Origin of the sequence: Mixta intestinalis, assembly GCF_009914055.1 — a bacterium.
Taxonomy (GTDB): domain Bacteria; phylum Pseudomonadota; class Gammaproteobacteria; order Enterobacterales; family Enterobacteriaceae; genus Mixta; species Mixta intestinalis.
On record NZ_CP028271.1, the window covers coordinates 4,174,211 to 4,187,812 of the forward strand.

12 protein-coding genes and 2 pseudogenes are annotated in these 13,602 nt (G+C 54.9%); 13 read left to right on the forward strand and 1 reads right to left on the reverse strand.

Annotated features, from left to right (window positions below; genetic code table 11):
• Nucleotides 1-351 precede the first annotated feature (351 nt).
• Nucleotides 352-918, forward strand: a complete 567-nt coding sequence (gene nudE / locus C7M51_RS19280) for an ADP compounds hydrolase NudE (protein WP_160623147.1) — start codon at nt 352-354, stop codon at nt 916-918.
• A 90-nt stretch (nt 919-1,008) separates the two neighbouring features.
• Here nudE and mrcA read toward each other — a convergent pair whose 3' ends face one another.
• Entirely contained in the window at nt 1,009-3,558 is a 2,550-nt protein-coding gene (gene mrcA / locus C7M51_RS19285) for a peptidoglycan glycosyltransferase/peptidoglycan DD-transpeptidase MrcA (RefSeq protein WP_160623148.1), read from the reverse strand.
• Between the two features lie 120 nt (nt 3,559-3,678).
• Here mrcA and pilM point away from each other — a divergent pair, with 120 nt between their 5' ends.
• From pilM to trpS, 12 genes and pseudogenes are all read left to right on the forward strand, one after another.
• Complete coding sequence (gene pilM, locus C7M51_RS19290) at nt 3,679-4,503, forward strand: type IV pilus biogenesis protein PilM (protein WP_160623149.1); 825 nt, start codon at nt 3,679-3,681, stop codon at nt 4,501-4,503.
• The gene (locus C7M51_RS19295) at nt 4,503-5,051 is read left to right on the forward strand and encodes a PilN domain-containing protein (protein ID WP_160623150.1); all 549 of its coding nucleotides are present in this window, start codon (nt 4,503-4,505) and stop codon (nt 5,049-5,051) included. Before pilM ends, C7M51_RS19295 begins: the two co-directional genes overlap by 1 nt.
• The gene (locus C7M51_RS19300) at nt 5,041-5,550 is read left to right on the forward strand and encodes a HofO family protein (protein WP_160623151.1); all 510 of its coding nucleotides are present in this window, start codon (nt 5,041-5,043) and stop codon (nt 5,548-5,550) included. The genes C7M51_RS19295 and C7M51_RS19300 overlap by 11 nt, the downstream gene beginning before the upstream one ends.
• Nucleotides 5,504-5,911, forward strand: a complete 408-nt coding sequence (locus tag C7M51_RS19305) for a HofP DNA utilization family protein (protein ID WP_160623152.1) — start codon at nt 5,504-5,506, stop codon at nt 5,909-5,911. Before C7M51_RS19300 ends, C7M51_RS19305 begins: the two co-directional genes overlap by 47 nt.
• Nucleotides 5,853-7,076: a DNA uptake porin HofQ gene (hofQ, locus tag C7M51_RS19310; protein WP_160623153.1), complete on the forward strand. Its 1,224-nt coding sequence runs from the start codon at nt 5,853-5,855 to the stop codon at nt 7,074-7,076. Before C7M51_RS19305 ends, hofQ begins: the two co-directional genes overlap by 59 nt.
• A gap of 361 nt (nt 7,077-7,437) precedes the next feature.
• Nucleotides 7,438-7,959, forward strand: a complete 522-nt coding sequence (aroK, locus tag C7M51_RS19315) for a shikimate kinase AroK (protein WP_038629709.1) — start codon at nt 7,438-7,440, stop codon at nt 7,957-7,959.
• Nucleotides 7,960-7,999: 40 nt separating this feature from the next.
• Nucleotides 8,000-9,088 carry a 3-dehydroquinate synthase gene (aroB, locus tag C7M51_RS19320; RefSeq protein ID WP_160623154.1) on the forward strand — a complete coding sequence of 363 codons (1,089 nt, stop codon included), beginning with the start codon at nt 8,000-8,002 and terminating at the stop codon, nt 9,086-9,088.
• 59 nt (nt 9,089-9,147) lie between these two features.
• Nucleotides 9,148-10,162 (forward strand): annotated as a pseudogene (locus C7M51_RS19325) (SPOR domain-containing protein).
• A gap of 181 nt (nt 10,163-10,343) precedes the next feature.
• Nucleotides 10,344-11,157, forward strand: a pseudogene (gene dam, locus C7M51_RS19330) (adenine-specific DNA-methyltransferase).
• A 66-nt stretch (nt 11,158-11,223) separates the two neighbouring features.
• On the forward strand, nt 11,224-11,910 hold the full coding sequence (rpe, locus tag C7M51_RS19335; RefSeq protein WP_160623155.1) for a ribulose-phosphate 3-epimerase: 687 nt from the start codon (nt 11,224-11,226) through the stop codon (nt 11,908-11,910).
• Nucleotides 11,894-12,571 carry a phosphoglycolate phosphatase gene (locus tag C7M51_RS19340; protein ID WP_160623156.1) on the forward strand — a complete coding sequence of 226 codons (678 nt, stop codon included), beginning with the start codon at nt 11,894-11,896 and terminating at the stop codon, nt 12,569-12,571. Before rpe ends, C7M51_RS19340 begins: the two co-directional genes overlap by 17 nt.
• An 18-nt stretch (nt 12,572-12,589) precedes the next feature.
• Nucleotides 12,590-13,594: a tryptophan--tRNA ligase gene (trpS, locus tag C7M51_RS19345; protein ID WP_160623157.1), complete on the forward strand. Its 1,005-nt coding sequence runs from the start codon at nt 12,590-12,592 to the stop codon at nt 13,592-13,594.
• Nucleotides 13,595-13,602: the final 8 nt, after the last annotated feature.

The window sequence follows — 13,602 nt, forward strand, 5'->3', positions numbered from 1 at the left end:
AAGTTACAGAAAGTGTACTAATTTTGGCGGGATTGGGTAGCGCTGGCAACCAACCTGATAACGAAAATAGCGCACTAAATCATAAAATTATATGTACTATACAGAAAACCTTATTGAGATATTACCCGGCACGGCTAAAGGAAAGTATCGGCATTATCCTATTTGTAAGTTGCCCGTTGACTTTGGCGTAAAAAGTATTCTGCAATCGTGACCTCTGTTTGTTATAAAAAAGTAAATTAAACCATATGATGATTGGATTCCCGTGATGCCTGTCGCACAATATCTTTTTGCCGATCTTGATGTCATGACGACCGGCCGGCGATCATCAACCGCGCTCTATCTGGGGTCCCCATGTCGAGAGAATTAGAGAAACCCAAAATTTTAAGTGTTGAGCCCGTTGCCCGTTCGCGCCTGTTTACCATTGAGGCGGTGGATCTGGTTTTTAGCAACGGCGAACAACGCGTATATGAACGTATGCGTCCTTCCGAACGCGAAGCGGTAATGATTGTGCCGATTATTGACAATCACCTGGTGCTGATTCAGGAATATGTAGTTGGCCTGGAAACCTATGAGCTGGGCTTCCCGAAGGGGCTGATTGACGCTGGCGAGTCGGTGTTTGAGGCAGCGAATCGGGAACTGAAAGAAGAGGCCGGATTTGGCGCAGAAGAGATGGAAGCACTGGGCAAGTTGACGATGGCTCCCTCTTACTTTTCCAGCAAAATGAATGTGGTGGTGGCTGAAAACCTCTATCCTGAAAAACTGGAAGGGGACGAACCAGAGCCGCTGCCGGTAATCCGTTGGCCGCTGGATAATTTAATGGCACTGCTGGATGAGCCTGATTTTAGCGAGGCGCGTAACATTAGCGCACTGTTCCTCGTGCGCGAATGGTTGGTAAAACAGCAGCGTCTGGCCTATTAAATGGTCAGCAGCGCTGAAACCGGGCGTTGCGATAAACATGATAAAAAAAGGGGCGAATCATCGCCCCTTTTTACGTCGCTTGTCTGGTTATCAGAACAGCTCGTGTGTCTCGCCATTATCCATAAGCGTGGTGCCGACATCATGCACGGAATACTCGGTAGGCTGAGTGCCTTCGATAAAGTATTCCTGACGCGTATTGCCGCCGCCGTTGGCTAACTTGCCGGTGCTGCGATCGATCGTTACCGTGACGATCCCCGGCGGTGGCGTCAATGGCTGCTCTGGCACGCCATCCAGCGCGGCTTTCATATAATCATCCCACGCAGGCTGTGCGCTTTTAGCGCCGCCTTCATAACCGGAGATTTGATCTTTTATCGCCCCGGAGACGGTTGAACGTCCTAAATCGCGGCGGTGATCGTCAAAGCCGATCCACACCGTTGTCACTACGCCAGGGCCATAGCCAGAGAACCAGGCATCTTTCGAACTGTTAGTGGTACCCGTTTTGCCACCGATATCGTTGCGCTTCAGATCGCGTCCGGCACGCCAGCCAGTTCCCATCCAACCCGGCTCGCCAAAAATATTGGAGTTCAGCGCGCTTTTTATCAGGAAAGAGAGCGGCGTATTAATCACGTGCGGCGCGTACTGCTGTGCTACCGCTGGCTGCGCTGCGCCTACCTGCTGTAAGACAGGCTGCGGTACGGTGGCGTTACGGTTTTCCTGCGATATCGCGACGTTTTCCACGCTCTCTTCACCCAGCGCGACCGATTTTTTGGTTTCGCCATAAATTACCGGCAAATTGCATTCCGGGCAGGCGATGCGCGGCTTGTTCTCAAACAGCGTTTCACCGTTCTCATTTTCGATTTTACGGATGAAGTAAGGATCGACAAGAAATCCGCCGTTCGCCATCACCGCGTAGCCACGCGCCATTTGTAGCGGTGTAAAGGAGGCGGCACCGAGCGCCAGCGATTCGGTACGGACAATGTTCTGTGCCGGGAAGCCGAAGCGCTGTAAATACTCTGCGGCATAGTCGACGCCCATCGCACGCATCGCGCGTACCATAACAACGTTTTTCGACTGGCCCAGCCCCTGACGCAGGCGAATCGGACCATCATAGACTGCCGGGGAGTTTTTAGGACGCCAGTCGGAGCCTGCACCCGCATCCCAACGCGAGATCGGTACATCGTTCAGAATGGATGCCAGCGTCAGACCGCGATCCATTGCCGCCGTGTAGAGGAACGGCTTGATATTTGAACCAACCTGACGCAGCGACTGCGTCACACGGTTAAATTTGCTCTGGTTAAAATCGAAGCCGCCGACTAACGCGCGTACCGCGCCATCATGCGGATCAAGAGAAACCAGCGAAGAGTTTACGTCCGGCACCTGAGCCAGCCACCAGGTATTCTCAACCTTACGAACCCAAATCTGCTGTCCTGGCTGGAGCACCTGGGTCACGCTGCGCGGCACGGCACCCTGTAGCGTATCGGATTTAAAAGGACGCGCCCAACGAACGCCTTCCATCGTCAGCGAAACGTTGCTGCCGTCGCGCATCAGCGCGGTTGCCTCGTTGCTGTTGGCGCTGGTGACAACGGCGGGCCACAGCGGGCCATAGACCGGTAGCGTCTTCAGCGTTTTCAGAATCTGCGCGTGATCCCAGGCGGGCTCGCCCACTCGCCACAGGATATTGGCCGGGCCGCGGTAGCCGTGGCGCATATCGTACGCCAGTACGTTATTACGTACTGCGTCCTGCGCGGCCTGCTGTAGTCGGCGGGTAACGGTAGTGTAAACCTTGAAACCATCGCTATAAGCGTTCTCGCCATAGCGCTTCAGCATTTCCTGACGCACCATTTCGGTGAGATAGGGGGCGGAAAAGACGATTTCTGGCCCGTGATAGCTCGCTTCTAACGGTTCGCTGCGCGCTTCCGTGTATTGCTGCTGCGTGATGTAGTGCTGATCCAGCATACGTGCCAGCACCACATTACGACGCGACAGCGCACGTGAATGAGAATAGAGCGGGTTGAACGTCGACGGCGCTTTTGGCAACCCGGCGATCATCGCCATTTCGCTTAGCGTCAGCGCATCGACATTCTTACCGAAATAGACCTGAGCCGCCGCACCGACACCATAGGCGCGGTAGCCGAGATAAATCTTATTCAGATAAAGCTCAAGAATTTCATCCTTGCTGAGCAGCTGTTCAATGCGGATTGCCAGAAACGCTTCCTTGATCTTACGCATCAGGGTGCGTTCCGGGCTCAGAAAGAAGTTACGCGCCAGCTGCTGGGTAATGGTACTGGCGCCCTGCGAAGCGTGACCGGAAAGCAGGGCGACGCTGGCCGCACGGAAAATACCGATCGGATCGACGCCGTGATGCTCATAAAAACGGCTATCTTCGGTGGCAATAAAGGCTTTAACCAGCTCAGGGGGCATTTGCGCCAGGGTCAGAGGAATACGGCGCTTTTCGCCATACTGGGCGATAAGTTCACCATCAGCGCTGTAGACCTGCATCGGCGTTTGCAAACGAACGTCTTTCAGCGTGTTCACATCCGGAAGCTGCGGCTCAATGTATTTGTATAACCCGTAAACCGAGCCAACGCCCAGCAAAATGCAACACACTGCAAGAATCAATAAATACTTTACGAACTTCACCTGAGATTTCCCACTTCATGTCATTTGGGCAGTTTATAAACAATCGCGCGGTAGTATAAAGGCAAGCCAGACGCTTTGATACGTCCTTTTATATTATGACGATATGGAGATCGCGCAAAAATGGCTTTTCAGAATTGGCAGGTGGGGCTGGACATTCAGAACGGGCAGCTCTGCGCCTTAGCTATTCAGCGCCGCCGTAATGGCTGGCAGCTACGCCACTGGTGGCAACATGCGCTGCCGCACAATACTTTGAATAACGGAACTTTAATTGAATCCCCTGATTTAATCACTCTGTTACGGCGCTGGCGTAAGCAACTGCCACGCAAAATATCTTTGCGTATAGGTTTTCCGTCTCAGGCGGTGCTACAGCGTTATTTAGCCGCGCCTCCCCAGCAACTACGCGAACCGGAGCTGGGGCGCTATGCCAGCGCCGCCGCCGAGCGTCTCTTTCCACTCACGGCCAACGAACTGGCGCTGGATTACTGCGCGGTTCCGCAGCCGCAAATGCGCTTATGCCTGACCGCCGCCCGACAGAGTATCGTTAAGCAGTGGCTACTCACCCTCACCCAGGCTGATTTAGCGCCCGACGTGGTGGCTCCCGCCAGTAGCGCACTGGAAACCGTTGGCGAACTGATGCAGCTACCCATGGATGCAGCGCTGATCCATCAGCTTAGCGATCACTGGCTGTGGTTTATGCCCGGTCGGGAAGAGGCTGTTTCAGGCTGGGCACCGGGTACGCTGATAATGGAAAGCGGGCAGCTGGCGCAGGTGTTGCCCGCGGCGCAGCAATTCTGGTTTAGCGCTGCGCTTTCTGCCGAGCTACTGATGGGAATGCAGCCTTTGCAGCCGTTAAGCCTGCTGCGTTTTATACAGCCTCCGCTGCCCGCCAACGGTGGCCTGTTTACCCTCGCGCTTGGACTGGCGCTGCATCAGGAAGGAGCGTAATGAGCGGCGTTAATCTGCTGGACTGGCGACAGCGTAAGCTGCAACGGCGGCTGGTGCACTGGATTTGGCGAAGCAGCGTGCTGTTATTGCTGGCGCTGATGGTATTGCTGACCGCCCGACAAAGTCTGACAAAAAACGTACAGCAACGGCAGGAAATATTGCAGCAATGGCAGCAGGCCGACCGGCAGTTACAACTGCTAACGCAGCGGTACGGCACACTTCGCGCGCAGCTGCAAAAGCTACAGACGCAGGTGGCACAGCGGCAGCAACAGCGCCAGCGGCTTGCCTACTGGCAGACTTTTATGCGTCAGCTTGAGCTCAGCGTGCCGGATGAGCTATGGCTCTCTTCTTTAAAACATCAGCAGCACGCGCTGCACATTGAAGGCGTCAGCCTGCGGCCTGAGGCTGCCCGATTGCTGAATCAGCGGCTCAGGCTGCCGCAGTTTTTGCAGGACTGGTTGCCCGGCGCGCTGCAAAAAAATGAGGACGGCCTTTATCACTTCACGCTGGCGGCAAAACTGGTGGAGGAAGCAAAAGATGAAAAATGAGTTTTTGCTGCGCTGGCTATTGATGTCAGAAATGCTGCGTTGGCTCACTCTGCTTGGGCTATTGGTAGCGGTGACGTTAACCGTTAGCAGCCTCTGGATTACGCCGGTAGAGGCGCAGCTTCGCCAGCTACAGCAGGAAACGAGGCAGCAGCAGCGCCACTATCGGCAGCGGCTGACGCACCTGTTAAACCAGAGCGGTCTACAGCAGTTACAGGCACATAATCAACAGCTTCTGGATGAGATGGTGCGCGAAGGCAGGCCATTTTCACTTTATACGCTGTTGCAACACAGTGGAAGCGAACTGGAGCAGTGGATGCCAGGCGATCGGGAAAGTCTGTTACAGCTGTGGCTCAGCTGGGCGCAGCTAAAAACGCTTTTTGCCTATCTGATCGCCTGCGAGCCCGCGCCTACGCTGAACGCTTTTAACGTACAGCGTAAGGAGGCGCGTCTGTATGCCACATTTCATTTGGCGTTTGATAAGCCAGCATCTCTGGATTAGCGGTGTGCTGTTTATCTGTCTACCTGCCGCCGGACGCGATCCCTTTGCCGCTCCGCAGGTAGTTTGCCAGCAGCCAGCGGCTTCGCTGGAAAACTGGCGACTGTTGGGCATTATCGGGCGGCCTGCGGATTACGTTGGTTGGCTACGTTCACCCCAGGGGAAAATCCTGCGCGTGGCGCGCAACCATCCCATGCCTTTTGCTGAGTGGCAGATAGAAGAACTGGTGGCATTTCGTCTGACGTTACGCGCGCCTTTGGGCTGCGTGCCGCAGCTGGCTACGCTGCAAATAAAAGGAAAATATCATGAGGATCGGGATAGTGCTGCTGTGGCTGTTGAGCGCCATCGCACAGGGCAGGGATGAGCCGCTCTCTGTCGCTTTTCAGGATGCGCCGATAGAGCAGGTATTACAGGCGCTGGCAGACTATCAGCAGCTAAATCTGATGGTTGCGCCTGGCGTTGAAGGGCAGATGACGTTGCGTTTGCAGGCTATTCCCTGGCGGCAGGCGTTAAATCTCGTGGCGCGAATGGGGCGGCTAACGATTGAACAGCAGGGCACAGTGCTGCTTGTATTTCCCCAGAGCTGGCAGGAGGCGGAAAAAGAGGAACGCGCGCAGCAGCAGCCTTTGCAGGAAATGGCGTTGACGCTGCAACATGCAGAGGTCACCAGCGTCAACGCCAGCCTGCAGTCAGAACGGGCAAAATTGATGACGGAGCGCGGTAGCGTGACCGTCGATACGCGAGCCAATATGCTGTTGCTGCGCGATACGCCTGCGGCACTTAACAGCGTGGCGGCCTGGGTACATGCGCTGGACGTGCCGCTGCAACAGGTAGAGTTAACGGCGCATATCGTCAGCATGAGCGAAACGCATCTGCGTGAGCTGGGTGTAAGCTGGCAGCTGTCAGGTGAAGAAATGATCAATCAGGCGTTGCGTAATCCGACACTGAATCTCAACCTCGGCGTCAGCTCGCCGTCGCTGGCGGCGGGGTTGACGCTGGCTCGCCTGGATGGACGTCTGCTTAATCTGGAATTAAGCGCGCTGGAGCAGGAGAACCAAATTGAGATTATCGCCAGCCCAAGATTAATTGCTTCTCACCAGCAGCCTGCCAGTATTAAGCAGGGCACTGAGATTCCCTACGAGGTATCCAGCGGTAGCGATGGCGCTACCAGTATCGAGTTTAAGGAAGCGGTACTGGGGATGGACGTTACGCCGGTGGTGCAGCCCAACGGGCGCATTCGCCTGGCGCTGCATATCAGTCAGAATGTGCCTGGACGCAATATCAACAACGGCGACAGAGAGATTCTGACAATTAATAAGCAGGAAATCACTACCCAGGTTACCCTCAGAGAGGGGCAGACATTAGCCCTGGGTGGCATATTTCAACAGGAATCGTCGCGTAATCGTGATAAAGTTCCCCTGCTGGGCGATATACCGCTGCTGGGAGCGCTTTTTCGTCACGATATTCAGGATGAAAAGCGTCGGGAGCTGATGATTTTTATTACGCCGCGCCTGGTGCATGAAGAGTAGCCAGCAGCGCTTTTTTTCCCGGCCTGGTATCATATGCGTTTGACGCAGGAGCGGAATTAGCTTACAAGGTTTAGCGATTTTGGCTTATGGCAGAGCAAATGCATGTGTTGCCGCCACGATACCGTGACAGCACGTTGCCTGACAGGCAGCGGTTTTGACTCTTAGCGAACTGTGTGACGCGCGCTGGCTGCGCGTTCTGAGCCGGGCAATTTATTCGGTTGCCAAACGACCTTGAGTGTTGAGATAATTTTTAATCTGACTCTCGCACTATCGCTCATGAGGTTTCAGTTCATGTCCCGCCAGCGGCCCGGCCGTTGCAGACGGGGTATCATCAACGCATTGTCTTAGTAATACCGAAAAAATGGCAGAGAAACGCAATATCTTTCTGGTTGGGCCTATGGGTGCCGGCAAAAGCACTATTGGTCGTCAGTTAGCTCAGCAACTCAATATGGAATTCTACGATTCCGATCAGGAAATTGAGCGACGTACCGGAGCGGATGTGGGCTGGGTGTTTGACGTTGAAGGCGAAGCAGGTTTTCGCGAACGTGAAGAAAAAATCATCAATGAACTCACAGAGAAACAGGGCATCGTGCTGGCTACCGGCGGCGGCTCTGTAAAATCCCGCGAAACCCGTAATCGTCTCTCCGCCCGTGGTGTTGTGGTCTATCTCGAAACCACTATTGAGAAGCAACTGGCGCGTACGCAGCGCGATAAGAAGCGTCCTTTATTACAGGTGGATACGCCGCCGCGCGAAGTGCTGGAAGCGCTGGCGGATGAACGAAATCCTCTGTATGAAGAGATTGCTGATGTCACCATTCGCACCGACGATCAAAGTGCGAAAGTGGTAGCTAATCAGATCATCAATCTACTGGAAAAGAACTAATTCATCGCCTGAGGGCATAGCGAAAAGGTTATACAGCGTCATGGAGAGGATCACCGTTACCCTTGGGGAGCGTAGCTACCCGATCACCATCGCCGCCGGTCTGTTTAACGATGCGGCCGCCTTTTGGCCGTTGAAGGCAGGCGACCAGGCTATGTTGGTAACCAATGAAACGCTGGCCCCGCTCTGGCTGGCCTCGCTGCGACAGCGGCTGGAAGATGCGGGGATCAAAGTGGATCAGGTTATCCTTCCCGATGGCGAACAGTATAAAACCCTGGCGGTAATGGATCAGGTCTTTACCGCTTTGCTGCAAAAGCCTCACGGTCGCGATACCACGCTGCTGGCGCTGGGCGGAGGCGTTATCGGTGATTTAGCCGGTTTCGCCGCGGCCAGCTACCAGCGCGGCGTGCGCTTTATCCAAATTCCTACCACGCTGCTTTCGCAGGTGGATTCTTCGGTTGGTGGAAAAACCGCCGTCAATCATCCGCTGGGCAAAAACATGATTGGGGCCTTCTATCAACCGGCGTCAGTCGTAATCGATCTCGATTGCCTGCGCAGTCTGCCTCCTCGCGAGCTGGCTTCCGGTATGGCAGAGGTGATCAAATATGGCATCATCCTTGACGGCGAGTTCTTTAGCTGGCTGGAGCATAACCTCGATGCGCTAATGGCGTTAGACGGTGAAGCGATGGCGCAGTGCATCCGTCGCTGCTGCGAGCTGAAGGCTGAGGTTGTCGCCGCAGATGAACGCGAAACCGGGCTGCGCGCGCTGTTGAATTTAGGACATACTTACGGTCACGCTATCGAAGCGCATATGGGTTACGGTAACTGGCTGCACGGCGAAGCGGTGGCTGCCGGGATGGTGATGGCGGCCCGCACCGCTGAACGGTTGGGGCAATTTAGCGCCGCCGATACCGATCGTATTATCGCTTTGCTGAAACGCGCCGGACTGCCGGTTGATGGGCCGCAGGAGATGACGGCGCAGGATTATCTGCCGCATATGCTGCGCGATAAAAAAGTGCTGGCGGGCGAGCTACGTCTGGTGCTGCCGCTTGCAATCGGTAAAGCCGAGGTGCGTGGCGGCGTGGCGCATGATATTGTGCTTGCCGCAATTGAAGAGTGCCGCAAGGCGTGACAGTGACATAGCCGCAAACGGAGCGCATTGGCGGCGTTTGCCGTAAGACGGGAGGTTGAATGGATGAGTTCAAACCGGAAGACGAGTTAAAACCGGATACCAGCGATCGCCGACCAACGCGACCACGCAAAGCGTCTTCTGCGCCTAAATCACCGGCATCGCGTCAGCGCATGATGATGGGCATCGGCGTGCTGGTTTTGCTGCTGCTGGTTATCGGCATCGGCTCGGCATTAAACGGGCCTGACGCAGACAAACCCGCTAAGCAGCCGGGCAACAACGCGACTACAGCCAACGGTGGCAACGAAAAGAATATCGATCTCTCCGGTTCTTCTGCCATGAGTGGACAAGGCAACACGCCGGGTAGTAGCGCCAGCAGCGAGATGGCTGGATCATCGCCTCAGCCGATTTCCGTTCCCCCCGTTTCTCCAACACCGACTCAGGCCGCGCCGGTTGAAGCGCCGCAGGGCCAGCAACGCGTCGAGCTTCCCGGCGATCTTAATAACGCATTGACCAATCAGCAGGGCCAGATAGATTCTGCAACGCAGGGCGCTATCGGCGGCAGTTCATTGCCAACCGCGCCAGCAACGGTTAGCGGCAACATCGGCGATGCCAGTGCTACCAATAGCGGCAGCGTTGGGCGAGTGGTTACTGCGCCGCGTCAAAATAGCGCCAGGCCCGCCCAGACGCGTAAACCAGCCGCCACTCAGTCATCAACCCGGCAAAATGCCGCACCGGTGGCGAAACAAAGCAGCAAACCAGCCGCCAGCGCTACGCATTCATCACCTGCGGCTGGCAGCGCATCGTCAGGCGTACCGGGCGGAAGTTATACCTTGCAGCTGAGCAGCGCCTCACGTGCCGATACGCTAAATGCCTGGGCGAAAAAGCAGAACCTGAACCATTACCACGTCTATCAGACCACGCGTAATGGGCAGCCATGGTACGTGCTGGTGAGCGGTTCTTACGCGACGCCCGCCGATGCCAAACGTGCCGTTGCTTCGCTGCCGGCTGAGGTGCAGGCGCAGAAGCCCCTGGGTTAAGCCTGTAAGTCAGGTGAAGAAAGAAGCAGGACATTAAGCAGCAATTCGCTGATATATCTGCGGCAGCGTACTCTGGCAGTGCGCTGCCGCAGCCGATTATAGACGGCCTCAGGATGGCAACATCAGGTTGCCATCCTCGCTGTAAGACAAATTCATAAGCGCAGATATGCTGTCGCTATAGCCACAGCCAGATGAACAGAAGTAAACAAAACGACGGCATGAAAAAACATCGCGCTTTCCTGAAATGGGCGGGTGGAAAATATCCTCTTCTGGAAGATATTCGCCGCCATTTACCGCAAGGTGACTGCCTGGTTGAGCCTTTTGTCGGGCGCCGGTTCGGTGTTTCTTAACACTGATTATCCGCGTTACATACTGGCAGATATCAACAACGATCTGATCAGCCTTTATAACATCGTTAAAGGACGCACTGGTGAGTTTGTGGAGGACGCGCGCCAGCTATTTACCGCGCGCAGCAACGAAGCGGACGCTTACTATACGTACCGCAGCGAATTTAACGCCAGCAAAGATGATTATCAGCGGGCGCTGCTGTTCCTTTATTTGAACCGTCACGGCTATAACGGCCTGTGTCGCTATAACCTGCGCGGCGAATTTAACGTTCCTTTTGGACGTTACCGTAAGCCCTACTTCCCGGAAGATGAGCTCTACGGCTTTGCCGAGCGTGCGCAAAAGGCCACCTTTGTCTGCGAATCCTACGATGTTACTTTGAATAAGGCGCAGGCGGGATCGGTGGTCTACTGCGATCCGCCCTATGCGCCGCTTTCCGCTACGGCGAATTTTACCGCCTACCATACCAACAGTTTCAGCCTGCGTGAGCAGCAGCATCTGGCGGAGCTGGCGGTTAAGCTGGCGCAGGAAAACAGTATTCCAGTGCTTATTTCTAATCATGATACCGAGCTAACCCGGCTGTGGTATCAGGAGGCGGTGCTGCATGTGGTTAAGGCTCGCCGCTCAATCAGCAGAAGCATAAATGGTCGCACTAAAGTTGACGAACTGCTGGCGCTTTTCCGCTAGCCGGTTTCGTCCGCGATCGACGTAATCTGTCAGTAGGTTTACTGGCGTATACAGTGGGAGATACGGATGAAACGATTTTTGCTGGCCCCTTCAATCCTCTCAGCAGATTTCGCCCGTTTGGGTGAAGACACGGCGAAAGTGCTGGCTGCGGGCGGCGATGTGGTACATTTCGACGTAATGGATAATCATTATGTGCCCAATCTGACGATGGGGCCGATGGTGCTGAAAGCGCTGCGTGACTACGGTATTACCGCGCCGATCGATGTCCACCTGATGATAAAACCCGTTGATACCCTGATCCCGCAATTTGCCAAAGCGGGTGCCAGCTATATCACCTTCCATCCTGAAGCCAGCGAACATATCGATCGTAGCCTGCAGCTGATCAAAGAGCACGGCTGTAAAGCAGGGCTGGTATTCAATCCGGCAACCTCACTGAGCTATCTGGATTATGTGATGGATAAGCTGGATGTCATCCTGCTGATGTCGGTCAACCCAGGTTTCGGCGGTCAGTCATTTATTCCCGGCACGCTGGATAAGCTGCGCGAAGCGCGTAAGCGTATCGATGAGAGCGGTTACGATATTCGTCTTGAAGTAGACGGCGGCGTGAAGGTCGATAATATTGCGGAAATCGCGGCGGCGGGTGCCGATATGTTTGTCGCGGGTTCGGCTATCTTCGGCCAGCCTGATTACAAACAGGTGATTGATGCGATGCGTAACGAGCTGGAGAAGAGTCGTCATGGCGCATTTCACTAATATTCGCGCGTTAGCATTCGATCTTGATGGCACACTGGTAGACAGTGTGCCAGGGCTGGCTGACGCGGTCGACCTGGCGCTGAAAGCGATGCAGCTGCCGATGGCAGGGGCATCCCGCGTGGCAACCTGGATTGGCAACGGTGCCGATATTATGGTGGAGCGCGCGCTGCGCTGGGCATTAGAGCGCCAGCCTACGGCAGAGGAGCTGCACGAGGCCAGGACGCTGTTTGATAAATATTATGCCGAGACGGCGGAAGCAGGCACCACGCTCTTTCCGCACGTGGCGCAAACGCTGGAAAAGCTTGCCGCCGCAGGTCTGCCGCTGGCGCTGGTGACCAATAAACCCACGCCTTTCATCGCGCCGCTGCTGCGTTCGCTCGGTATCGATCAATATTTCTCATTAGTGATTGGCGGCGATGACGTGGTAGCAAAAAAACCGCATCCGGCCCCGCTGTTTCTGGTGCTGGGCAAGTTTGGCCTGCTGCCGGAAGAGTTACTATTTGTTGGCGATTCGCGCAATGATATTCTGGCGGCAAAGGCGGCAGGCTGTCCCTGCGTCGGCATGTCGTTCGGTTACAACTACGGCGAGCCGATTGCAACCAGCGAACCGGATATCGTTCTGGATGATTTCATCGAACTTATGCCCGCATTGGGGCGGTAATAATCAGGATTTAAAAGTATGAGCAAACCCATCGTATTTAGCGGCGCACAGCCCTCCGGCGAACTGACCATTGGTAACTACATGGGAGCTATGCGTCAGTGGGTCCAGATGCAGGATGACTATCACTGCATCTACTGTATCGTTGACCTGCACGCCATTACCGTACGTCAGGACCCTGCCGCGCTGCGCAAAGCGACGCTGGATACGCTGGCGCTCTATCTGGCCTGTGGTATCGATCCGCAAAAAAGCACCATTTTTGTTCAGTCGCACGTGCCGGAGCACACGCAGCTGAGCTGGGTGCTGAACTGCTACACCTACTTCGGCGAACTGAGCCGCATGACGCAGTTCAAAGATAAATCCGCCCGCTATGCGGAAAACATCAATGCCGGTCTGTTTGATTATCCGGTGCTGATGGCGGCGGATATTCTGCTGTACCAAACCAATCAGGTGCCGGTTGGTGAAGATCAGAAACAGCATCTGGAACTGAGCCGCGATATTGCCCAGCGTTTTAACACTATCTATGGCGATGTGTTTAAGGTGCCGGAGCCGTTTATTCCGAAATCTGGTGCGCGCGTGATGTCGCTGCTGGAACCGACGAAGAAGATGTCCAAATCAGACGATAACCGTAACAACGTTATCGGCCTGCTGGAAGATCCGAAATCGGTAGTGAAAAAAATCAAGCGTGCAGTAACCGACTCCGATGAGCCGCCGGTAGTACGCTATGACGTGCAGAATAAAGCCGGGGTTTCTAACCTGCTGGATATTCTTTCTGCCGTCAGCGGTAAAAGTATTAGCCAGCTGGAGCAGGAATTCGAAGGCAAGATGTACGGCCACCTGAAGGGAGAAGTAGCAGAAGCGGTTTCCGGTATGTTGAGCGAGCTGCAGGCACGCTATCAGCGCTACCGTGAAGATGAAGCTTTCCTGAATCAGGTTATGCGTGACGGCGCAGCGAAAGCGCGTGCACATGCTCAGGAGACGCTGAAAAAAGTCTACGAAGCGGTAGGTTTTGTTGCTCTGCCGTAAGAGGCCGT

Excerpts from the sequence above, each read along its gene's own strand:
- rpe (WP_160623155.1), top strand. The coding sequence starts at position 11,224 with ATGAAACGATTTTTGCTGGCCCCTTCAATCCTCTCAGCAGATTTCGCC.
- C7M51_RS19300 (WP_160623151.1), top strand. The coding sequence starts at position 5,041 with ATGAAAAATGAGTTTTTGCTGCGCTGGCTATTGATGTCAGAAATGCTG.
- aroK (WP_038629709.1), top strand. The coding sequence starts at position 7,438 with ATGGCAGAGAAACGCAATATCTTTCTGGTTGGGCCTATGGGTGCCGGC.
- C7M51_RS19340 (WP_160623156.1), top strand. The coding sequence starts at position 11,894 with ATGGCGCATTTCACTAATATTCGCGCGTTAGCATTCGATCTTGATGGC.
- trpS (WP_160623157.1), top strand. The coding sequence starts at position 12,590 with ATGAGCAAACCCATCGTATTTAGCGGCGCACAGCCCTCCGGCGAACTG.
- hofQ (WP_160623153.1), top strand. The coding sequence starts at position 5,853 with ATGAGGATCGGGATAGTGCTGCTGTGGCTGTTGAGCGCCATCGCACAG.
- pilM (WP_160623149.1), top strand. The coding sequence starts at position 3,679 with ATGGCTTTTCAGAATTGGCAGGTGGGGCTGGACATTCAGAACGGGCAG.
- nudE (WP_160623147.1), top strand. The coding sequence starts at position 352 with ATGTCGAGAGAATTAGAGAAACCCAAAATTTTAAGTGTTGAGCCCGTT.
- C7M51_RS19305 (WP_160623152.1), top strand. The coding sequence starts at position 5,504 with ATGCCACATTTCATTTGGCGTTTGATAAGCCAGCATCTCTGGATTAGC.
- C7M51_RS19295 (WP_160623150.1), top strand. The coding sequence starts at position 4,503 with ATGAGCGGCGTTAATCTGCTGGACTGGCGACAGCGTAAGCTGCAACGG.
- aroB (WP_160623154.1), top strand. The coding sequence starts at position 8,000 with ATGGAGAGGATCACCGTTACCCTTGGGGAGCGTAGCTACCCGATCACC.